The sequence below is a fragment of the Alistipes onderdonkii genome, assembly GCF_025145285.1.
In the GTDB taxonomy this organism is placed as follows: Bacteria; Bacteroidota; Bacteroidia; order Bacteroidales; family Rikenellaceae; genus Alistipes; species Alistipes onderdonkii.
In genome coordinates, this window is the sequence record NZ_CP102251.1 from 1,942,030 (window position 1) to 1,964,201 (window position 22,172).

Consider the following 22,172-nt stretch of genomic DNA (forward strand, 5'->3'; position numbering starts at 1 on the left):
TTCCTGATTTCGATGCGGTTGCTCCGGAAGCGCCCCTCCCGTCATTGTTTTTGTCCGGGCGGCGTTCCGTCGGGCGGGAGTGCCGTGCGCCGTCGATGGGCATTTCGACCGAAGTGCGGCCTGTGCGTCCGCCTCGAATTCCATCCTGCGGAGCCCCGGTGCGGATTGCGGCCGTATGTTTGCAGCAGGATATGGAGCCGGGTTTTCCTGCGGCTTTGGGGGACACGATAGCTGCTTATAAATGAATCATATACAGGCATCGGGAAAAATAATGGATATTTTTTGCTTTTTTCACTGTTAGTTTTTTCACAAGTGTAAAAGTTTTTCTACCTTTGTGCGGTTAAAGTCCGGTCTTGCGGATTTTCGACGTTAGGTTAATCAAGGATTTGATGTTTTATTAAAATAACAATTATTATGGACAAAATGGATTTGAAAAAGTATGGGATCACGGGTGTGACCGAGATCGTGTACAATCCGTCGTACGACGAACTTTTCCGCGAGGAGACCAAGAAGGGGCTCCGCGGTTTCGAAAAAGGCCAGCTGACCGAGACCGGTGCCGTGAACGTGATGACCGGCGTTTATACCGGCCGTTCGCCCAAGGACAAGTTCTTCGTAATGGACGAGACCACCAAGGATACGATCTGGTGGACTTCCGATGAATATAAGAACGACAACAAGCCTGTTACGAAGGCTGCCTGGAAGGAGCTGAAGAAACTCGCTACCCAGGAGCTGTCGGGCAAGAAACTCTATGTCGTGGACACTTTCTGCGGCGCCAACGAGAATTCGCGCCTCAAGATCCGTTTCATCATGGAGGTCGCATGGCAGGCCCATTTCGTAAAGAACATGTTCATCCGTCCGACCGACGCCGAACTGGAGAAATACGGCGAGCCCGATTTCGTGGTGCTCAACGCTTCGAAGGCCAAGGTCAAGAACTATAAGAAACTCGGCCTGAACTCGGAGACGGCCGTCGTTTTCAATCTCACCGAGAAAATGCAGGTTATCCTCAACACCTGGTACGGCGGCGAGATGAAGAAGGGTATGTTCTCCTACATGAACTACCTGCTTCCGCTCAAGGGCATGGCTTCGATGCACTGCTCGGCCAACACCAATGCCAAGGGCGAGACCGCTATCTTCTTCGGCCTGTCGGGCACCGGCAAGACCACGCTTTCGACCGACCCGAAGCGTCAGCTGATCGGCGACGACGAGCACGGCTGGGACGATGACGGCGTATTCAACTTCGAGGGCGGCTGCTATGCCAAGGTCATCAACCTTTCGCAGGAGAACGAGCCCGACATCTGGAACGCCATCCGCCGCAACGCGCTGCTGGAGAACGTGACGGTGGACAAGAAGGGCAAGATCGACTATGCCGACAAGTCGGTAACCGAGAACACCCGCGTTTCGTACCCGATCTTCCACATCGAGAATATCGTGAAACCCGTATCGAAAGCCCCGGCTGCCAAGAAGGTGATCTTCCTTTCGGCCGACGCATTCGGCGTGCTGCCCCCGGTTTCGATCCTCAATGCCGAGCAGACCAAATACTATTTCCTGTCGGGCTTCACCGCCAAGCTGGCGGGTACCGAGCGCGGTATCACCGAGCCGACCCCGACTTTCTCGGCTTGCTTCGGCGCGGCATTCCTTTCGCTGCACCCCACCAAGTACGGTGAGGAACTGGTGAAGAAGATGAAGAAGGCCGGTGCCAAGGCATACCTGGTGAACACGGGCTGGAACGGTACCGGCAAACGTATCTCGATCAAGGATACGCGCGGTATTATCGACGCCATCCTCGACGGTTCGATCGACAAGGCTCCGACCAAGACGCTGCCTATCTTCGACTTCACGATCCCGACGGAGCTGCCGGGCGTAGATCCCAAGATCCTCGACCCGCGCGATACCTACAAGAACGCCAAGGATTGGGACGTCAAGGCCGAAGACCTCGCTAACCGCTTCGTGAAGAATTTCGTGAAGTTCACGGGTAACGAAGAGGGTAAGAAGCTCGTAGCCGCAGGCCCGAAAGTGAAATAATCTCTGAATAAAGTTTTGAATGGTAGAACCCCGCGCCGGAAGGTGCGGGGTTCTTTATTTTGCGGCATTGCGTATGCTGCGATGGGAGGGGGCTTCCGTATCCTCGGAAGGGCTCGGGTGCTGTTTCCCGCGGGGCGGGTTGCTGCCTGCCGCGATTCCGGGTTGCCGCCTGACCGGGGCGGGGTTGTGGCGGGTGTGCCTCGGAAGGGCCCGCTGCAATTTACCCCGGGTTTAGGTTCCCGGGCCGGCCGCTGTTTCCGGTTGCCCGCATTCCGGGAGTACTGCTCCCTTTGGTTCCGGAGTTGCGGACTTTCCGTGCATGGCTGCCTGCCGCAGTCTGCAACTGCTGTTTAGCGCACGTCCGCTGTCCGCTGTTTGTTGCGGGGCGTGAAGATGCGATACCCGATCGAGACGCCGATCTTGTTGGGATACCACTCCGAAGAGCCGTTGAACGGGTCGGGGTGTTCGGGTTGTACGGGGCGGTGGGGGTACATGTCGACCTGGCCGTCGAAACTGTACCCGTTGTAATGGCTGTCCATCCATGCCCAACCCAGGAAAGCGTCGAGCAGCCAGCGTTTCCCGAACTGGTATTCATAACCCACGCAGAGGCCGATCATCATGCCGTATCCTTTGCAGTAACGGTCTTCGAATTTCAGTTTCCACCCTTCGATGTAAGGTTTCGACATGTCGAAGGCCATCATGCCGATGTTTGCCCCCAGGTACCAGCCCCGGTTATGCTCCTTGAAATAGCGGCGGTATTCGCCCATGAAGATGGCGAAGAGCATGTGCTTTTCGTTGATCGACTTCCATGGCGAGATGACGATGTCGGTCTGCAAGGTCGATTTGGGCGAGATGGCGAACTCCACGGCGGGATTCACCACGCCCACCAGAGCATAGGGGACATTGAGCTTGACATATCCCTGCGGGGATGCCTGCTGCGAGCAGAACAGTGCGAACAGGCATGCCGGGATGCAGAGCCCGAAGCGGATGTTTTTCATAGGCGGATCGTTACAACGGACAAAGATATGAAAAAATCCGGCCAACATACTGTGCTGGCCGGATTTTAACTATGTGCTGGACGGATTTATACCGTCATGATCTCCTTCTCCTTTTTCTGGAGCGCCTCGTCGAGGGTCTTGGTGAATTTCTCCAGCAATTTCTGGGCCTGTGCTTCGCCGTCCTTCGACTCATCCTCGGGCATACCTTCTTTTTGGGCTTTCTTGAATGCCTCGACCGCGTCGCGGCGGGCATTGCGCAGGCTGATGCGGGCGGTTTCGGCCTCGTTGCGGATTTGTTTCACCAACTCCTTGCGGCGCTCCTCGGTCAGGGGCGGGATCGACAGGCGGATCTGCTCGCCGTTGTTCGAAGGCGTCAGCCCGATGTTCGAGTCGATGATGGCCTTTTCGATCGCACGCAGCATGTTCTTGTCCCACGGCTGGATCAGGATCGTCTTGGCGTCGGGTACGGTGACGCTGGCGGCGCCCGATACGGGCACCTGCGAGCCGAAATAATCGACCATTACGCCGTTCAGGGCATTGGGCGACGCTTTTCCCGCGCGCACGTTCAAAAGTTCCTCTTCGAGGTGGTCGATGGCCTTCTGCATACGTCCGGAGGCATCGTTGAGAATCGTCTTGGTATCCATATTATTCGAGTATTTTTTCGATGGTTTTGATCATTTCGTCGAACTCTTCGGCGTCGTAGCCTACCGTTGCCAGCACGACTTTACCATCGGCGCCGATCAGGAAATTCCGCGGGATGTAATTCGAGGCATAACGGTCGTAAATGGCCTGCGAGGGGTCGAGGCCCATCGGGAACGTATAGCCCGTCTTTTCGCGGAACGCCGCCACGTCTTCCCGCTTTTCGCCGCGCGATATGGGCAGGAATACGAAGTTGCGGCCGGCGAAACGGTCGATGATGTCCTTCTGCACGCGGGTCAGTTCCTGCCGGCAGGGCGGGCACCAGGTGGCCCAAAAGTTCAGTAACACGACTTTGCCTTTGAGTTCTGCGAGGGAGGTTTTTGTGCCGTCGAACATCTCCACGGTGAAGTCGGGGGCTTTGTCGCCCGCCTTGACCAGCGTGGTCGATTCGGTATCCGCCTCGGCTTTGCCGCCGCGGCTGCCGCACGAGGGCAGTAACAGGATTGCGGCGATGATCACTGCGATCAGCGCCAGCATGATCCATAGCTGCTTGTTGCTCTTTTTTGTGGCCATAATCTTATTTTTTTACAAGTGTCCCGATCCTCTCCCCGGCAAGCACCTTGCCGAGGTTGCCCGGCGTGTCCATGTCGAAGACAATGATCTGCAGTCCGTTCTCGCGGCAGAGCGTGAATGCCGTGAGATCCATGACTTTCAGCCGGCGGTCGAGCACCTCTTCGAAGCTTATTTCGTCGAATTTGACGGCTGCAGGGTCTTTTTCGGGGTCGGCCGTGTATACGCCGTCCACGCGGGTGCCCTTCAGCATCACGTCCGCCTCGATTTCAATGCCGCGCAGCGCCGAAGCCGAGTCGGTCGTGAAATAGGGGTTCGACGTGCCTCCGCCGATGATGACCACATACCCCGCCTCGAGGTATTCGATGGCACGCGCCTTGGAGTAGTATTCGCCGATGGGCTCCATGCGGATCGAGGTCAGGACTTTGGCTTTCACGCCGTTGTCCTCCAGGGCCGATTGCAGGGCCAGCGAGTTGATGATCGTGGCGAGCATGCCCATCTGGTCGCCTTTCACGCGGTCGAAGCCTTTCTTTGCGCCCGTGAGGCCGCGGAAAATGTTGCCGCCGCCGATGACGATGCCGATCTGGACGCCTGTGGCCGCTGCCGCCCTGATCTGTTCGGCGTAGGACTGGAGTACTTCGGGGGAGAGCCCGTATTTCTGCGAACCTTGCAGCGATTCGCCGCTCAGTTTCAGTAGTATTCGCTTGTATTTCATTGTACGATGGGTTTACCGTAACGCGAAGATAAAAATTTTTATTGAAAAAAACGCAAGAATGACTATCTTTACAGAAAATAGGCGGTATGGCGGCTATGCCGGAAAAAAACCGGCGCCATGTCCGGTCTGAGCTGTTTTACGGAACACAGGCTTCGCTTTGGCAATGTCCGAATAAATTTGGCATTTTGCTCGGCTTGTGCTATCTTTAACCTCGTTTCAGATAGGCTGCGGTTCGGACAAACTCAAACAAGTTTGGTTTGTCGCTCTCCTTGCGCTATCTTTGTGCTGCCATGACGTTGGATGAATACAAATTACTCCGAAAAATAAATTCCCCCCGCGACCTCAAGCAACTCTCGGCGGAGGAACTGCGCACCTACTGCGACGAGCTGCGCAGCTATATCATCGACGAGTGCTCGGTAAATCCCGGGCACCTGGCGTCGAGCCTCGGCTGCGTGGAACTCGCCGCCGCACTCCACTACGTTTTCGATACGCCCGCGGACAAGATCGTCTGGGACGTAGGGCACCAGACCTATGCCCACAAGATTATCACCGGGCGCCGCGAGGCGTTCAAGACCAAACGCCTGCTGGGCGGTATCAGCGGTTTCCCGCGCATGTCGGAGAGCCCCTACGACGCTTTCGGGGGCGGGCATGCCTCAGTGTCGATTTCGGCGGCGTTCGGCATGGCCAAGGCTGCCGAAATGCGGGGCGAGAGGCTCCAGGTCGTGGCCGTCATCGGCGACGGTTCGATGACCGGCGGCCTCGCGTTCGAAGGGCTCAACAACGCTGGGGCCAGCAAACGCACCAATATCCTGGTGATCCTCAATGACAACAACATGGCCATCGACCAGGCCACCGGCGCATTGAAGAACTACCTGCTCAAAATCTCCACGTCGGTGCATTACAACCGTTTCAAGCAGCGGTTGTGGGGCATCCTTTCGCATACGCCGCGCCTGCTGCGCCTCTGCCAAAAGGCGGGTAACGCCGTGAAACAGGGGGTGCTGAACAAGAGCAACCTCTTCGAGAGCTTCAATTTCCGTTATTTCGGCCCCGTCGACGGCCACAACCTCAAGGAGTTGGTGCGCACGCTTCGGGCATTGCGCGACATCGAAGGGCCCAAGTTGCTGCATGTCATGACCGTGAAGGGCAAGGGCTACCTGCCTGCCGAGCACGACCAGTCCACGTGGCATGCCCCCGGACGTTTCAATCCCGATACGGGCGAGCGGATCGCCTCGCCAGGCGCCGCGGCGCGTTACCAGGATGTCTTCGGCGAGACGCTCGTCGAACTGGCCGGGCTCGACCCGCGGGTCGTGGGCGTCACGCCTGCCATGCCGTCGGGTTGTTCGATGAACATGCTCATGCACGCCATGCCGTCGCGTTGCTTCGACGTGGGTATCGCCGAGGGCCATGCCGTGACCTTCTCGGCGGGGATGGCCGCTGCGGGCATGGTGCCTTTCTGCAACATCTATTCGTCTTTCATGCAGCGGGCTTACGACAATGTGATCCACGACGTCGCGATTCAGGATCTGCCCGTGGTGATGTGCCTCGACCGGGGCGGCATCGTGGGCGAGGACGGCGTGACCCACCACGGGGTCTTCGACATGGCTGCATTCGGTGCCGTGCCGGGACTTACGATCGCTGCGCCGATGGATGAACTGGAACTCCGCAACATGATGTATACCGGCCTGCAATACGGCCATCCCTTCATGATCCGCTACCCGCGCGGCAACGGTGCGGGACGTCTGTGGCGGGGCGTTCCCTTCGAAGCGCTGCCCGTCGGCCGGGGCCGGAGGCTCCGCGAAGGTACGGACGTGGCGCTGGTGACGGTCGGGACGGTCGGCAACGCTGCCGCCCGTGCCGCGGAACGCGCCGCGGCGAAGGGTGTGAGCGTGGCGCATTACGACCTGCGATTCGCCAAACCGCTCGACGAAGCCCTGCTGGCCGAGGTCGGTGCCAAGTTCCGCCATGTGGTCACGGTCGAGGACGGTTCCCTGCGCGGGGGCGTCGGCGAGGCCGTCACGGCATTTTTCAATGCCCGCGGCTGCGAGGTGGCCGTGCACTCGCTGGGCATCGGCGACGAGTGGGTCGAGCACGGAACCCCGGCTCAGCTCTACGCCCTCTGCGGTTACGACGAGGAGGGTATTCTGCGGGCGCTGCTCGCTGCGGGGGAATAAAACTGCCGTTTCCGCTCCTGTTTGCCGTGCTGCGGCATAAAATCTGTTACGTGCTCCCTAAAAACCGTTTGGGGAGTGAAAATCGCGATCGTATTATTGGCCGCTGTGCTGCTTGTCATCGGCGTGGTATACGGCCGTGCCGCCGACCGTACCGACCGCACTCCGGTGCCGTCGTTCGACCTGGCGCGCTACATGGGCACCTGGTATGAGATCGCCCGCTACGACCATCCGTTCGAACGGGGGCTGGCCGGAGTGCAGGCGCGCTACGAACTGAGGCCCGACGGTCGCATCGGGGTGTTCAACAGCGGAACGGATTACCGTTCGGGCCGTTGTAAACGTGCGCGGGGCAAAGCCTGTGCGGGACAGGTGCCGGGGCGTTTGCGGGTCTCTTTTTTCTGGGTTTTTTATTCGGATTACAACGTCATGGAGCTGGGCGGCGATTACGATTGGGCATTGGTCGGCGGCGGTTCGGCAAAATACCTCTGGGTACTGTCACGCACGCCGACACTCCCCGCGCATACGCTCAACCGCATCCTGCGGCTGGCCGAACGACGCGGTTACCGGACGGACAGGCTTCTGTTCGTCGACCAGGGGCAATGACACTCCGCCGAAGGGGTGCTCCTCCGTTCCCTGCGGCCGTGTTACACCGTGAACGTCCAGTCGTCGCCCCGGCTGAGCGCGGCGTCGAACCGGAACCCTTCCCATTCGAATTCTTTGAGCATTTCCGGATCCGTAATCCGGTTTCTGATAAGGTGGCGCGTCATCTCCCCGCGGCACATTTTCGTGTAGACCACGATGGTTTTCAGACGGTCGCCCTCGCGGATGCGGAATTCGGGCGTGATGATACGCGCTTCGCGGCGGATGCGTTTCCAGTCGAACAGGCGCTTCATCTCGCTGCTGGCGAGGTTGACCAGGATGCCGTCGTCGGCATGGATTTTTTCGAGGAAGGCCTCCGTCAGCCGTCCCTGCCAGTACCCGAACATCGTTTGGTCGTCGTGCCCCGGCAATACGGCGTCCCCTTCCAGCCGGTAGCGGCGGATTGCGTCCAGCGGCCGGAGCAGCCCGTAGAGGAACGACGTGATGTTGAGGTGCTGCTGTGCGTATTCGAAATCCCCGGGGGTGAATCGCTCCGGGGCGATATGCCTGAATACGACGCCCGTGTAGGCCAGCAGCGCGGGGAGGGCCTCTTCGCCGTGGAACTGCCGGTAACGCCGGCGGTTGGTCGCGGCGATCTGCCGGTTGGTGCGCAGCATGCGTTCCAGCTCTTCGGTGCTGAGCGTCGCCAGCTGCAGGGCCAGCTCCGCGGCCTCGCGGGCGTAACGCGGCAGGGTCGTTCGGGGGATTTCGGCCGGATTGTTTTCGGCCATCGTTTTGGCGCAGGAAAGGAGTATTTGCATGGCTGTGGATCAAAATTGGATGTCCTGCCCCTCTGCCGGCTCCGCAAAGCGGGTGAACGGGACGAACGGCGTCACCGTGAACTCGGCCGTGAGCAGGTATGGACGGTATGGGCAGGTCTTGTACACCTGCTTGCAGATACGGTAACGCGCATACCGGGCCGGGTAGACACGGGGTGCGAGCCGGGCTGTGAACCCGTAGGTGTATTCGGCGGCCGGTGCCGGATGCGGTACTTCGGTGCGGGATGGGTTGTTTGGCCCGATGCCGACCAGCAGTGAGTTCCACGCATTGACGACGGGCAGCGTTTCCCACCGTCCGTGCTGGAAGCGGCAGACGGTGTAGTCGCTCCCGAAGTATACCGTCGAATCGCCTTTGTGGCGGATCATGAGCCGGATATGTTCGGTGCCGGCGGGATAAAATGCGTATTCGGCATCCATCGTGAGCCCATCCGGCGGAGCAGCCCCTTCGGGTGCGGGCGGATAGGGTGTCGTGTCGGGGTCGAACCCGTGGAGCCGGATCAGGGGGCTGTCGTGCACGCAGCGGCGGAAGCGGGCTTTCATCGCCGTGTCGGCACGGATCATGTGTACGTCTATGACACCGTCCGGTTCGTTGACCGCCGATGCGTAGATGGCGTTTGCGACCGGATCGGCCGCCTTGTTGTCTGCCGCCCACTGCCAGATGCTGTCCTGCAAAGCGGACAGTCCGTCCGTTGCGGGGCGCTTCTGTGCGGCGGCCGTACAGCCGGCCGCAAGCAACAGGAACAGCAGGAGGCGTTTCATGGTGCGGTGCGGTTTATGCTACGGAGCAGGGGATGCCGAGTGCCTCGACGCGGGCGGCGATGGCCTGCAACTCCTCGCGCGGCACTTTTTCGAGCGTCCGGCACGGGGTGTCGCGGTCGAGCGAGTAGACCATGACCTGCCGCGGGCCGATTTCGCCGATCAGGCGCAGCCATGCCGCGACCTCCTCTTCGGTGGTGTTGTCGACCCGCTGTCCGTCGAACTCCCCGCGCAGGAACATCGTCTGCACGGTCAGGTGCCCGTCGAAGCCTTTCATCTGATCGACGACCCTGCGTACGGAATAGGCCGGGCTCTGGGGATTGTTTATCAGGCGTGCCGTGGCGTCGAAGGCCGAATCGAGCTTTAGGATGTTGTTGTCCACGCTGCGAAGGGCACGGCGCACGCCCTCGCGGTGGAGCTGCGTGGCGTTCGAAAGCACGGAAACCCTGGCCGAGGGGCACAGCTCGTCGCGCAGGGCGATCGTGTCGCCGATCACGGCTTCGAATTCGGGGTGCATCGTCGGCTCGCCGTTGCCGGCGAAGGTGATGACGTCGGGCGGGGTGCCGTCGGCCACCATGCGCCGCAGCGTCGCTGCGAGCTGTGTGCGGACGTCTTCGCGGGTGTTGAAGCGCCGCGCGCCGGGATGCTCGGCATTCCAGCCGCATTCGCAGTAGATGCAGTCGAACGAGCAGAGTTTCGACTCGGTGGGCAGGAGGTTGACCCCCAGCGAGAGTCCCAGCCGCCGCGAATGTACCGGGCCGAAGATGATGTCATGGAATAATGAAGTCATACCACAAAGATAGTATATGCCGGGGGCAAAAGCAAGTTTACTTGCATTTTGCCGGGGCGCCGCCTGTCTGAGGCAAAGCCGAAGATAGCTAAAACGGAAATATTTTTCTACCTTTACAAAAACCATTCCTTATGAAATTCAGGTTCGGATTGCTGCCGCGCGTCGTGCTGGCCATCGGCCTCGGGGTCGGCTGCGGCTTTTTCTTCCCTGTATGGGCGACGCGTATCGCCCTTACGTTCAATGATATTTTCGGCCAGTTCCTTTCGTTCGTCATCCCGTTGCTCATCCTCGGGCTGGTGGCGCCGGGCATCGCCGACCTGGGACGCAACGCCGGGCGCCTGCTGGCCCTCACGGCGGCGCTGGCCTATGCCTTCACCCTTTTCTCGGGCTTCGGCACCTACCTCACGGGGCGGGCGCTGTTCCCCGCATTGCTCGAAGGCGCCGCAGCCGTGCTGCCCGACGCGGCCGCAACGGCCCCCGCACCCTATTTCACGGTCGGGATGCCACCCCTGTTCGGTGTCATGTCGGCGCTGGTACTGGCCTTCGTACTCGGGCTGGGGATGGCCTATACGCACAGCGTGAAACTCAAAGGGGTGATGGACGATTTCAAGTCGATCATCGACCGCGTGATCGCGGGCGTCATCATCCCGCTGCTGCCCTTCTATATCTTCGGAATCTTCCTTTCGATGACCCAGTCCGGGCAGGTGGCCGGGGTGCTGGGCGTCTTCGTGAAGCTGATCGTGGTGATCTTCTTCATGACCGTCGTGCTGCTGCTCGCACAGTTCTCCGTTGCCGGGCTCGTTGCCCGCAAAAACCCGCTGCAGATGCTCCGTACGATGCTCACAGCCTATGTTACGGCGCTCGGCACGCAATCGTCGGCCGCCACCATCCCCGTGACCCTGGCGCAGACCCTCCGGCTCGGCGTGCGCCCCCAGCTGGCGTCGTTCGTCGTACCGCTCTGTGCCACGATCCACCTTTCGGGGTCGATGATGAAGATCGTGGCCTGCGCATTGGCCGTTTCGATGCTGGCCGGGCTGGATATTCCGGCGGGGACTTTCGCGGGGTTCATCCTGCTGCTGGGCGTGACGATGATTGCCGCACCGGGGGTGCCGGGCGGCGCGATCATGGCGGCGCTGGGATTGCTCGAATCGATGCTCGGGTTCGACGAGACGCTCGCGGGGCTGATGATCGCCACCTACATCGCCATGGACAGCTTCGGCACGGCGACCAACGTGACGGGCGACGGTGCCGTCGCGGTGATCGTCGATGCGATAGACCGCCGATCGGAAAAATGAAAAACCGAACAAAGTTCTTCCCCGGGCCGCCGAAAGCGGCCTTTTTCCTTATCTAATATCCGGAAATAAGTATAAATGCGTACCCGTGCCGAATAAAAAACGGCTAATTTTGATGGCTAAAAGGTTTTTTTGTACTTTTGCGCGTCCGAAACGGAAACTTAAACATTAAATTACAATATTTTATGGTTGATATTTTTGCACGCCTTGAGAAAAATGCAGGTGGCCCCATCGGTCAGTACATGTCGTACGCCCACGGTTATTACGCTTTCCCCAAACTGGAAGGCGATATCGGCCCCCACATGACTTTCCGGGGCAAGAAGATGCTCAACTGGAGTCTGAACAACTACCTCGGGCTGGCCAACCACCCCGAAGTCCGCAAGGCCGACGCCGAGGGTGCCGCGCAGTTCGGCATGGCGGCCCCGATGGGCGCCCGCATGATGAGCGGCCAGACCGTCTACCACGAGCGTCTCGAGCGCGAACTGGCCGAGTTCGTCGGCAAGGAGGATGCCTTTCTGCTGAACTTCGGTTACCAGGGTATGATTTCGATCATCGACTGCCTGCTGACGCCGCGCGACGTGGTGGTCTACGATGCCGAGGCACACGCCTGCATCATCGACGGCCTGCGCCTGCACAAGGGCAAGCGTTTCGTATACGGACACAACGACATGGAGTCGCTGCGCCTGCAATTGCAGCATGCCACCGACCTGGCCGAAGAGCAGAACGGCGGCGTACTCGTAATCACCGAGGGTGTCTTCGGCATGAAGGGCGACCTGGGCAAGCTCGACGAGATCGTGGCCCTGAAAAAGGATTTCCAGTTCCGCCTGCTGGTCGACGATGCCCACGGCTTCGGTACGATGGGTGAGGGCGGCCGCGGTACGGCATCGCATTTCGGCGTTGTGGACGGCGTAGACGTGCTGTTCAACACCTTTGCCAAGTCGATGGCCGGTATCGGTGCATTCGTCTGCGGCCCCCGCTGGCTGATCAACCTGCTGCGTTACAACATGCGTTCGCAGCTTTATGCCAAGTCGCTCCCGATGCCGATGGTTATCGGTGCGCTCAAACGCCTGGAGTTGATCCGCAACCACCCCGAATACCAGCAGAAGCTTTGGGAGATCGTGCGCGTGTTGCAAAGCAGCCTCAAAGAGAACGGCTTCGAGATCGGTGTGACCAATTCGCCCGTGACGCCCGTTTTCCTGAAGGGCGGCATCCCCGAGGCTACGAATCTGGTCGTCGACTTGCGTGAGAACCACGGCATCTTCTGTTCGATGGTCGTTTACCCCGTAATTCCGAAAGGCGAGATCATCCTGCGCATCATCCCGACCGCAGTCCACACCCTCGAGGACGTGAATGTCACTATCGAGGCGTTCAAGGCCGTACGCAGCAAACTCCAGGACGGCATTTACGCCCAGCTGCCCATCCCGGTACGTGCCGACGAAGGATTCCTGGTTCGTTAATTCCCCGGTTCCCGGCAGGACGGTTTATTCCGCCGCCCGGAAATAAGGGTTTCCCATATGATGTCCCCGGCTTTTCCGAAGGCCGGGGACATCGTTTTGTGACAAAATTCGCCGGAAAATTTTGCAGAATAAATTTTTCAGTTTATATTTGCAATCCCGAAATGCAAGTTTCGGATGCCGGAAAGGGAGGTTGAAAGCCTCTTTTGCAGACGGAGAAACATATTGCGGAAATAGCTCAGTTGGTAGAGCACAACCTTGCCAAGGTTGGGGTCGCGAGTTCGAGTCTCGTTTTCCGCTCTGGAAGCCTTGAGAAAGAGGCAGAGATAAAGAGCAAAAACCTTATGTATCAATGATATGTAAGGTTTTTTCGTTTTTAGGTTGAAGCCGAAAAAAGCAACGGAATGCAGGTTTTTACGACCTTATCGGTGACCTGTATCGCTCGGGCCCGAAATAGGTCACTGCTGTAAGTTATTGCATTAATTATCAGCTTTTTGCTCCGCAACAATTCTATGCTGTAAACGTATTACTCACAAACCATTTACAGCAGTATGGAAAGAAAGACTTTCAGCGTGGTTTTCTTCTGCAAGAAAACCAAAGTAACGAAAAAGGGCAAAGCCCCGATCTATGTGCGCATCAAGACCTGCGGCACGGCTACGGAGATTTACACGCGATGCCAAATCGAGCCGGAGCGTTGGAATCAACGGCTTGAACGGTCACTCTATAAGGACGAGATAGACCAACAGATCAACAGCATCGTCGCCAGCTACCGGGTCAATGTCCTCGCGGCCTATGACCAGTTAATCAAGGAGGGCAAAGAGCCGACGTGTTTTGCCATCAAACACCGGCTTGAAAACCCTTCGGGTAATGCGCGGATGTTCCTCGCGGAGTTTTCGAAGTATTGCGACAAACGGCAGAAAGAGGTCGGAACACGTATCACCCAACTCACGGCGAACAAGTATCACCGCCTGCTTCGCTACCTGAAAGAGTATATGCAGGCGCAATACAAAAAGGAAGATATTCCGCTGGATATGGTTAATTACGAGTACCTCGACGGACTGAACACCTTTATCCAGACGGCCCATAACTGCAAGACCAACGGAGCGATAAACCTGCTCTGCTGCCTGAAAAACTTTATGCTGTACGCTATCCGCAACGAGTGGATCGAAAAGAATCCGTTTCAGTACTACAAACTGAAACCCGAACACAACAAGTCGAAAGACCACCTGACAAAGGCGGAATTGGATGTTTTGATAAACAAACCGATGCCGAATGAGCGTTTAAGCCGGATTCGGGATGTGTTCGCGTTCTGCTGCCTGACGGGACTTGCCTTTACCGATGCTGACCACCTGCGCCCGGAGCATATCAGCGCGGACATGGACGGGGCATTGTGGATTCATAAACCACGGGAAAAAACCGCCGTCATGAGCCGCATCCCACTATTGCCCTATACGATTATGCTTTTGCGCAAATATGAACATGACGAGAAATGCAGGGAGCAGGGTAAGATGTTGCCGATACCGAGCAATACGAAGATGAACGCTTATCTGAAAGAGATTGCGGTAGTCTGCAATATCGACAAAACACTGACGACGCATTGCGCCCGGCATACGTTCGCCTGCCTTGCTGTGGAGTATGGGATGCCGATAGATGTACTTGCAAAAATCCTCGGCCATACCAATACAAATATGACACGCCACTATGCCAAATTCTCCGAAAGGCTGATAGGCCGGGAGATGCAGAAATTCGGAAGTCTGTTAAATTAGATTTTAGAAAATAAAGCGATGTGCTTCTTATAATAATCGTCAAGTTGATGAATCAAATCCAAATACTCCTCATACATAAATGCAAAATTACCGCCGTCATTTTTCATCCGATCAATTATTGGATTATCAAAAATGGACATAAAAAAGCAACCGCGTATCTTGGATAAGATTGCCATTAATTCTGCATCTATATACTTCTCGAAAAAAAAGATAGCCATAATATTTTGCCCATTATATAAATTTACATACGAAATGTATTCTATCCAAGTAAGCTTCTTTAGATTTTTGCTGTCTACCATAGGGGCAGTCCTATCACCGAGCTTTAGATTGTCGAAAATTTGGAATACGGTTTTCTCATCAGGATAATCGGCAATTTCATTGATATTTTGTACATTTGCCATATTATGAATTATTCCTTTTCCGGTATTGATAATATCGACAATATGTTGCCCAACAATAGGATATATCTTGCGAAAAGCTCTCATCTCTTCTGCATGGTGATCTACCAGATAAATTAGATAAGCAAGTAAGTAACCGGAAAGCAACATGTTAAATATTCTGCCAATACTATCGGCAGAGGGAAAAATCGCAGGTATGTGGATTAGCCAAATTTCATAAACCACTACAAATATAAAACTAACGCTTGCATACAAGGTCAAATCGAGCCGGATAGTTGAAAGGTATTGAGACCGCTTTTTGATTTTCTTCATATCCTTAGGAATTATTAATCAAAACAAAGTTAATAATATTCTGACCAATGCAATAAATAGCAATATAAAAAGGGATAACAAGAAAGGCGGGGCGCACGGGATTCGGAATGATCCCTAACACGCCCCGCCTTTACGTTTACACACTCCTACCTACTGCGGGTTATAGGTGGGTCTGTAATTCTTTGTCAGCATTTCCCGGATCGCCGATTCGGGATAGAGGATGTTGCGCTCGCTTATTGCGACAAACGGTATCTGCCGCGTGTCGCGGAGCGTTTGCAAGGTTCGGGGTGAGATGTGCAGCAGATCGCAAACCTCGCTGCCCGTCAGGTTGTTCTCCGACCCGACCGGAGGACGATAGTTCTTATCGGCCAGTTGCAGGGTTTCTTCGGCCCGGTCGATCATAGCAAGCAACTCCCGGACTTCCTCGCTCTCCATCGTTAAATAGTCCGATTCCATGTTACACCCCTTTTCTGATTGTCCGCGCCCGCAGAAACCCGGTTACGTCGGTTTCCCGGTAGAAGAACTTACCACCGACATTCGAATAGGGCAGTACCCGCCTGTCGCGGTAACTTTGGAGCGTGCGCTTGGAAATCCGTAATCGCTGACAAACTTCCGCGCCGTCCAGTCAGCCGTCTGGCGACGGCGGGTTGTACCGCGTCGCGGTACGTTGCGATTGAGCGGCCAATGTTTTCAGCCGTTCCGTAAGCGCTCTTCATACGCGCTCATCAATACATAAAATTCCCATAGCATTTTAGGTTTAATGAAACATTAACGAGTGAAATCTGTCTATGTCTGAAATCAACCTCACGCTGATTGATTTCAGCGATTGATTTCAACCTCATGCTGAAATCAGTCATAGGCTGAAATCATCCTCACACTGAAATCACCCTGTCGCTGAATGATAGCAGCCGCTGAAATCATTCTTTCACTGAAGGATTTCTAACGCTGAAATCACTCACGGGCCGAAGATAATACCCCTTTGGTGCGAACCGGATGGCTGGCCGCTCCAGACCGCTTCAGGCCGTTCACGCAGCTTGTAAAGCCTTGAAATCCGTCGTATCATTGCAGTGCGGGATGTTGTCCGCAGACCTTTGGCATAATGGGGCTTCGCAAGTTGTTCTGCGATTGCGTTTTTACCGTCGCGGAGACGGTAGCGAGCTGTACCTTTGTCCGACAAACTGCCGTTTGTCCGACAAAGGTGCTCGCCCTGCGGGGCTGAAATTAGGATTGTGGTTGAGTAAGGTAAGATCAAGACATTCCGAAAGCAGGACGGAACGGTTTACCGTTCCCGGTTCGGGGTGGAATCAAAGCCCGGACAGAAAGATATGCTGACCGAGTGCGTATTATCCGTGCAACCGCCAAAAGAGATGAAACACGAAGCAAAGCCGCATCAAGAAGAGCGGCCGCAGGTAAAACAGCAAAAAAAAGGATTACAACAAATAAAAATAAGATAATCCGATAAAATACCTGTTGTCGAGAATATTAAACTATGGAAAAATATGGAATTAACTCAAAAAATAAAGATTATTATTATATTTGTTATTAAATAATTAATTATATTTTTTGGTATGTCTATTATAGTGGATGGTTTTATTTCAAAAGCGATAGATAAATTCATTGAATCTATTCCCAAAGTTGTTCGAGAAGTAAATTTAAAATTAACTTCTACGAAACAAGATATTGAAACATCAATCACGGCTCATCTTCAAAGTGTGAAAAATTGGGCTGAAGAGATAACTTTTTTAGATACTAAAAAGTCTAAAGTTACGGATAATGTATACGTGGATTTAGACTTGTATATTTACCCTCGGCGTGTTAGAATGTTCGAAGATGAAAAAATTGAAATAAAGCCATTTAATCATATTATCAACAATGAAGAAGACCATATTCTATTACTTGGACAACCCGGATCTGGAAAAACAACATCAATGAAATATGTTTGTAATCAATTATTTTATAATGGAGATAATTTAAAAAATTACAAACTTCCAATTGTTATTAAATTGAGGGAGTTTAATACGATACATAGGAAGGAAAATAATTTTGTATTTGGGGTATTAAATGAGATTCTAGGGATTAGACTTGATGCGACTGAAACAAAATTGAATGAAGACCAAATTGAAGTTCAATATGAAAGGCTAATCTTGCAATGTCTTGATAGTTTATCTGCAATAATTATTCTTGATGGATTTGATGAAATTGCTTTTGACAATAGGAAATCTATTGTATTTAGGGAAATAGAAAAGCTTTCACATTATTTGGAAAATTCTAAATTAATAGTCACATCACGAACTGCTGATTTCGCTTATTCCGTTGAGAAATTAGTTCCTTACGAAATTTGTTCATTGAATAATTATCAAATCCGTATATTAGCAAACAGATGGTTGGGTAACCCAGACGCTGCAGATAAATTTATCGCTGCGATAAATAATTCGCCCTTTTATGATACAGCAATAAGGCCATTGACGATTGCTCACCTTTGCGCCATTTATGAAAGAGTAGGGAAAATACCCGAAAAGCCTAAAACGGTATACAAAAAAATCGTTAATTTGTTATTGGAAGAATGGGATGAGCAAAGACAGATTAAAAGAGCTTCGAAATATGCAAATTTTGAAATTGATAGAAAATTTGAGTTTTTATGCAACATTGCATATAATTTAACGATTTCACTACAAGCAAGTCTATTCACTAAAAGACAAATTGAATCAATATATAATAAAATTTATCTGGACTATGATTTGGTTAAAAATGAAGTAAAACAAGTTGTCGCAGAATTAGAATCACACACAGGACTACTAGTACAAGCTGGATATGAATCATACGAATTTGCTCATAAATCATTGCAAGAGTACCTAACGGCTGAATATATTGTAAAACTTCCAACCTTATTAGATATAAGATATATTAATAAGATTCCCAATGAAATAGCTATAGCAATTGTAATATCATCAAACCCAAGTGCATATTTTGTTGAATTATTGAAGAAAATCAGTGATGAAAATGTTTCTTATAAATTCATTGTTATCTTTTTGAATAGGTTATTATTAGAAAAGCCTGACTTTAACCAAAATCATGACGTAATGATTGCTGCTCTCAAACTATATTCATTCTATCTAAAATCGAATATTAAAGACAAACTGCAATTACAATTATTTATGTCAGATAATTTGACTAGTCAATTTGAATCTTTTATAGATAAAATATTGAAACATAATACCTTGCGGTTGTTTTTAGATAAATATCGGGTTATTAATACAATTACAAGTGATAATGGAGGAAATATTCTTCAATTAGAACGTAAAGTCGATTTGCGCGGACTTCCACAAGATTTATATTGTAGAGAATCTTTTATATATGCACAATCAAATGCCGATGGCATAGATTATTTTGATTTTATAAAAAAGTAGGTTTAGTTTTTATAAAGACTGAACTATACAACCTAAATGGGACATATTCTTCTTTGAATTAAATTGAAAGGAGAATCAATAAGTTTAAATTTTTTCAGTTCAACAGGTTGTAATAGTTAAGCCGCTCTTCGCAGACCTTTTCCACGATGTCGCGCAATAGTTCGATCTTGGGGACGAGAGCGTCGATGTCGGCTTTCGTTACAAAGAATTTGTCGTTGTAGCGGGCTTCCAGATAGGCGTGGCGCAACAGGTCGAACAGGCGTTTTTCTTCGTCCGTGTCGCAGGGGAATACTTTTGCCAATTCCAGTGTATAGGGCTTGCATTTCCCGATCAGAAATTCAAGATCATGTTCTTTATACCCGTAAAGAATATAAACCAACGGGATAGCTTTTAGAAAATACTCGGTAGCTTGGTGAAGATAAAAAGATGCTTGGACAAATCTGTTTTTGTGGATGTTAGTAATAGCGTCATCAAAGAAATATGTAGCGCGAGTATATTTACTTGTATAGTATTCCTCCGCCATCTTCTTAATTTCGGCATAATCCAACTCTCCGGGCGTGGCTAACTGACATTCGCCGGAATCGTAGAGCATGATTCCCTTTGCGACGATCTCGACGTAGAAATAACGTCCCATCGTCAGGGCATCGTTCAGCTTGGAGATACTTTCGTTGATAATCTGGGGTCGGGGCAGGTTCTCGTCGTTCTTCCCGGCTGCAAAACGCTCCCTAACACGGGCCTCTACCGTGCTTTCCCTTTCTCCCAGCCGACGCTTGGTAACGACCAGCAGATCGTAGTCGCTCATATAGATTGTCCGCACGCCGTAGTCGCGCCGTTCGTCGCGTTCGACATAGGTATTCGCCGCATAACTCCCGTATAGGATAATCATAACGGCATCTTTCACCTCGTCGCGGATCAATGCGGCCAATTCGCGTAAATCCCGCTGTTTGCGTTCGGGCAGAAAGTCGATGGAGTTCTTCATACCCACAAAATTAGCAAGATTTTTCCAAAAACACACGGCTCGTTGATATTAGATTCGAAATTGTTCGTATATTTGTTTCACGATTTCTTGAAGCAGTTTCGTTGTATAGGGGCGGCAGAGGCCGTCCGGGAACAAACTGAAAAGCAACTACTATGCAAACTTCAAGGAATTATCTCGATTCGGCATAGCCGATGGACATAACAATATAAAGGGTAAACAACTCTTTATACCATACGCAAACGTGGAAACCTCTTTCGGGAGGGTTTGAAAGTTGGTATAATGGTTGTCAGTCCTTGTTATGTCCCGCTTATTTTTTTGGCGGGACACGACAGGGGCGCAGGACAGCTACCAACTTTAGGTTTTCCACGACCTGCGTATGGGGCTGACACCGTGCCCCTTTTTTATTTCCATCCGGGGCGCAATCACACAATCTCAACCCTGGTATTATGTCACGGCAAATCTATTATGAGGCGAATAGTTTATGTTCCTGCGGCCATCGGTCGGCGGGCATTGCCGTGATGTTACCGGGGTTGTTCCCATAGGGACGGCTTTGGCTCCTGAATCTGGCAGGAATCGTTTTAACCACGGTTTCGAAATATGTAATCCCGGCCGTCCTTTTTTTCACCGGCGGGTGCGGGCAACCGAAACGAATTCTTCAATGTGTAAAGTTGCGTCACTTAATTGTTTCGGCTCCGCATCCGCTTTTTAATCCGACAATCACAAACTATGGAACCAGCCTTTACCCTCGGCATTTTGGGCGGCTTCGGCGATGGCCTCCGCACGGCGCAGTATTTCGGACAGCTCGCCGCGTACTATCTGAAATCCATGTCCCGCGTCCGGGTACTGATCGCCCTGACGGGAAAAGGCGAGCTGTCGGTTGCCGCCTATCTTTTGAACCAAAGACCGGAGCATCCGGGGCTGGAGGTCGCCCTCGTGCTGACGGCCCGGCAATGGCGGGAATACCTGCAAAACGTTTCGCACGACAAAGCCGCCGAATGCAACCGGATTATCGACGCGGCGGATCGTCGGGAAGTGATGGAACGCTGCGCGGAACGTTTTTGGCCGCCGGAGTTGTTCCGGCTGTTCATCGAACGCTGCGACCTGCTCGTTTTCCACGAACACCGTGCCGGGGCGCAAATGGTCGGACTGCTGCGCGAACTGCTGACGGATATGGCCGTACCCCTGCCCGTGCAATACGAACTGCTCCATCCCGGCTATGCGAGCCTGCATTATCCGGCCGACCGCAAGCAGTACCGAATATACGGAGGCCCTTATTACGATCCCTGGCAGGAGATTCGGCAAAGCATCGCCTACCTGCGGCGCAATAATTTCGTGATCCGGGCAGACCATCTGCCGACGGTCTTTATGCGTAAATGGCAGTCCGAGCCGCCGCCGGGGTGGTATCATTACCTGACGACCCCGGACGATATGGACGCGATATTCCGCCTGCGGGAAACGCCGCGCCTCGATCATCTTTCGCTCAAAGTGTTCGCATACGCTTATGTCGTAAGGCATGATATGTGGGCGGGAGGTCGGGAAACCCCGTCGGGGGCCGATGCGATAAGGCGGTTCCGGCAATTCCGGCAACTGTTGGAGATCATAGCCGCACGGCGGGAAGCGGGGGAGCGGATGGAATCGTTCGACCTGATGGATTTCGACGGGTACGATAAAATACTCCGCCAAAATAGATAGAATAAAAGATTTGTTTTTGTCTAAAAGATTGTTTATCTTTGCATTGACGCATAGAAATGCAACGAAGCGCAAAAGGTGAGCTACTTATCGGTGACCTAAAAAACCAAAGAACGCCATAACATACTGATACATAACGGAAAGAAACCGAAGGTTCGGTTTTCGTTTTCCGCTCCAAAACAGGCGATTAAATCCTTGCGACAAGCCAATCAGCGAGTTGTGAGGATTTTTCTTTTATGCCCGTCGGCGGGTCTTTTGCGCCCGCCCGGGGAGTTACCTTTTCGGGATGAACAGCCCGGACATGTTCGCCTGTTCGAGGGTGAGGAGCCCGACCTTTTTAGGAATGCCGCCGGCGTATCCCGTCAGGCTGCCGTCGCTGCCCACGACCCTATGGCAGGGGATGATAATGCTGATCGGATTGTGCCCTACGGCACCGCCTATGGCCTGCGCCGACATGGTTTGCTTTCCCTGCTGCCGTGCGATTTCTTTCGCAATATCCTTGTAGGTAATTGTTTCCCCATACGGTATTTGCAGCAATATTTCCCATACGGCCTGCCGAAAGGACGACCCTTCGGGGTGTAACGGGGGTGTAAATCCCGGGTTTTCCCCGCTGAAGTAACTGTCCAGCCACTTCCTTGTCTGGTCGAATACGGGGAGCTGTTTCTCTTCGTGTGCTGCCGGCAGTGTGGCGGCAAAGTATTTTTGCCCGTCGAACCAGAGCCCGGTCAGGCTGTTGCCGTCGGCGGAGATCGTTATCCCGCCGAAGGGCGATTGGTATTTACAAATGTACTGCATGGTG

The 22,172-nt window shown here is 53.2% G+C and carries 20 protein-coding genes and 1 tRNA gene; 9 read left to right on the plus strand and 12 right to left on the minus strand.

What is annotated here, in order from left to right; all coding sequences use genetic code 11:
- The first annotated feature begins 414 nt into the window (after window positions 1-414).
- Window positions 415-2,022 (plus strand): phosphoenolpyruvate carboxykinase (ATP), encoded by a 1,608-nt coding sequence (gene pckA / locus NQ559_RS08020; protein WP_018696256.1) that lies wholly within the window; start codon window positions 415-417, stop codon window positions 2,020-2,022.
- Window positions 2,023-2,372: 350 nt separating this feature from the next.
- On the opposite strand, the gene NQ559_RS08025 is transcribed toward pckA, so the two are convergent.
- From NQ559_RS08025 to pyrH, 4 genes are all read right to left on the minus strand, one after another.
- On the minus strand, window positions 2,373-3,020 hold the full coding sequence (locus tag NQ559_RS08025) for a DUF3575 domain-containing protein (protein WP_018696255.1): 648 nt from the start codon (window positions 3,018-3,020) through the stop codon (window positions 2,373-2,375).
- 86 nt (window positions 3,021-3,106) lie between these two features.
- On the minus strand, window positions 3,107-3,664 hold the full coding sequence (frr, locus tag NQ559_RS08030; protein ID WP_018696254.1) for a ribosome recycling factor: 558 nt from the start codon (window positions 3,662-3,664) through the stop codon (window positions 3,107-3,109).
- A 1-nt stretch (window position 3,665) separates the two neighbouring features.
- Window positions 3,666-4,232, minus strand: a complete 567-nt coding sequence (locus NQ559_RS08035) for a peroxiredoxin family protein (RefSeq protein WP_018696253.1) — start codon at window positions 4,230-4,232, stop codon at window positions 3,666-3,668.
- 4 nt (window positions 4,233-4,236) lie between these two features.
- The gene (gene pyrH / locus NQ559_RS08040; RefSeq protein ID WP_018696252.1) at window positions 4,237-4,944 is read right to left on the minus strand and encodes a UMP kinase; all 708 of its coding nucleotides are present in this window, start codon (window positions 4,942-4,944) and stop codon (window positions 4,237-4,239) included.
- Window positions 4,945-5,234: 290 nt separating this feature from the next.
- Here pyrH and dxs point away from each other — a divergent pair, with 290 nt between their 5' ends.
- Complete coding sequence (gene dxs / locus NQ559_RS08045) at window positions 5,235-7,115, plus strand: 1-deoxy-D-xylulose-5-phosphate synthase (protein WP_026318438.1); 1,881 nt, start codon at window positions 5,235-5,237, stop codon at window positions 7,113-7,115.
- 75 nt (window positions 7,116-7,190) lie between these two features.
- Entirely contained in the window at window positions 7,191-7,715 is a 525-nt protein-coding gene (locus NQ559_RS08050) for a lipocalin family protein (RefSeq protein WP_244061905.1), read from the plus strand.
- A gap of 41 nt (window positions 7,716-7,756) precedes the next feature.
- On the opposite strand, the gene NQ559_RS08055 is transcribed toward NQ559_RS08050, so the two are convergent.
- From NQ559_RS08055 to NQ559_RS08065, 3 genes are read right to left on the minus strand one after another with little or no spacing between them, the layout of a single operon-like run.
- Window positions 7,757-8,512 carry a YaaA family protein gene (locus NQ559_RS08055; protein ID WP_026318437.1) on the minus strand — a complete coding sequence of 252 codons (756 nt, stop codon included), beginning with the start codon at window positions 8,510-8,512 and terminating at the stop codon, window positions 7,757-7,759.
- A 9-nt stretch (window positions 8,513-8,521) separates the two neighbouring features.
- On the minus strand, window positions 8,522-9,289 hold the full coding sequence (locus NQ559_RS08060; RefSeq protein ID WP_018696248.1) for an immunoglobulin-like domain-containing protein: 768 nt from the start codon (window positions 9,287-9,289) through the stop codon (window positions 8,522-8,524).
- Window positions 9,290-9,302: 13 nt separating this feature from the next.
- Window positions 9,303-10,076: a radical SAM protein gene (locus NQ559_RS08065; protein ID WP_018696247.1), complete on the minus strand. Its 774-nt coding sequence runs from the start codon at window positions 10,074-10,076 to the stop codon at window positions 9,303-9,305.
- 131 nt (window positions 10,077-10,207) lie between these two features.
- On the opposite strand from NQ559_RS08065, the gene NQ559_RS08070 reads away from it, so the two are divergent.
- The 4 genes from NQ559_RS08070 (at window position 10,208) to NQ559_RS08085 (ending at window position 14,588) form a co-directional block, all read left to right on the plus strand.
- Complete coding sequence (locus tag NQ559_RS08070; RefSeq protein ID WP_018696246.1) at window positions 10,208-11,371, plus strand: dicarboxylate/amino acid:cation symporter; 1,164 nt, start codon at window positions 10,208-10,210, stop codon at window positions 11,369-11,371.
- Window positions 11,372-11,553: 182 nt separating this feature from the next.
- Window positions 11,554-12,825: an aminotransferase class I/II-fold pyridoxal phosphate-dependent enzyme gene (locus tag NQ559_RS08075; RefSeq protein WP_026318436.1), complete on the plus strand. Its 1,272-nt coding sequence runs from the start codon at window positions 11,554-11,556 to the stop codon at window positions 12,823-12,825.
- Between the two features lie 224 nt (window positions 12,826-13,049).
- Window positions 13,050-13,122: transfer RNA gene (locus tag NQ559_RS08080), tRNA-Gly, on the plus strand.
- 251 nt (window positions 13,123-13,373) lie between these two features.
- Window positions 13,374-14,588, plus strand: coding sequence for a site-specific integrase (locus NQ559_RS08085; protein WP_018696244.1), 1,215 nt, complete (start codon window positions 13,374-13,376; stop codon window positions 14,586-14,588).
- On the opposite strand, the gene NQ559_RS08090 is transcribed toward NQ559_RS08085, so the two are convergent.
- The 3 genes from NQ559_RS08090 to NQ559_RS08100 form a co-directional block, all read right to left on the minus strand.
- The gene (locus NQ559_RS08090) at window positions 14,585-15,298 is read right to left on the minus strand and encodes a hypothetical protein (RefSeq protein ID WP_018696243.1); all 714 of its coding nucleotides are present in this window, start codon (window positions 15,296-15,298) and stop codon (window positions 14,585-14,587) included. The two genes, NQ559_RS08085 and NQ559_RS08090, sit on opposite strands and share 4 nt — an antisense overlap.
- Before the next feature lie 150 nt (window positions 15,299-15,448).
- Window positions 15,449-15,754 (minus strand): helix-turn-helix domain-containing protein, encoded by a 306-nt coding sequence (locus NQ559_RS08095; RefSeq protein WP_018696242.1) that lies wholly within the window; start codon window positions 15,752-15,754, stop codon window positions 15,449-15,451.
- Between the two features lies 1 nt (window position 15,755).
- Complete coding sequence (locus NQ559_RS08100; protein ID WP_083923863.1) at window positions 15,756-15,923, minus strand: helix-turn-helix domain-containing protein; 168 nt, start codon at window positions 15,921-15,923, stop codon at window positions 15,756-15,758.
- Window positions 15,924-16,866: 943 nt separating this feature from the next.
- Here NQ559_RS08100 and NQ559_RS08105 point away from each other — a divergent pair.
- A complete protein-coding gene (locus tag NQ559_RS08105) occupies window positions 16,867-18,705 on the plus strand; it encodes an NACHT domain-containing protein (RefSeq protein WP_154654034.1) in 1,839 nt (612 codons plus the stop codon).
- Window positions 18,706-18,799: 94 nt separating this feature from the next.
- Here NQ559_RS08105 and NQ559_RS08110 read toward each other — a convergent pair whose 3' ends face one another.
- Entirely contained in the window at window positions 18,800-19,684 is an 885-nt protein-coding gene (locus tag NQ559_RS08110; protein WP_018696240.1) for a HEPN domain-containing protein, read from the minus strand.
- 726 nt (window positions 19,685-20,410) lie between these two features.
- Here NQ559_RS08110 and NQ559_RS08115 point away from each other — a divergent pair.
- On the plus strand, window positions 20,411-21,376 hold the full coding sequence (locus NQ559_RS08115; RefSeq protein ID WP_018696239.1) for a hypothetical protein: 966 nt from the start codon (window positions 20,411-20,413) through the stop codon (window positions 21,374-21,376).
- 270 nt (window positions 21,377-21,646) lie between these two features.
- Here the strand turns inward: NQ559_RS08115 and NQ559_RS08120 are convergent, their stop codons facing one another.
- Window positions 21,647-22,168 (minus strand): methylated-DNA--[protein]-cysteine S-methyltransferase, encoded by a 522-nt coding sequence (locus NQ559_RS08120; protein WP_018696238.1) that lies wholly within the window; start codon window positions 22,166-22,168, stop codon window positions 21,647-21,649.
- Window positions 22,169-22,172 lie beyond the last annotated feature (4 nt).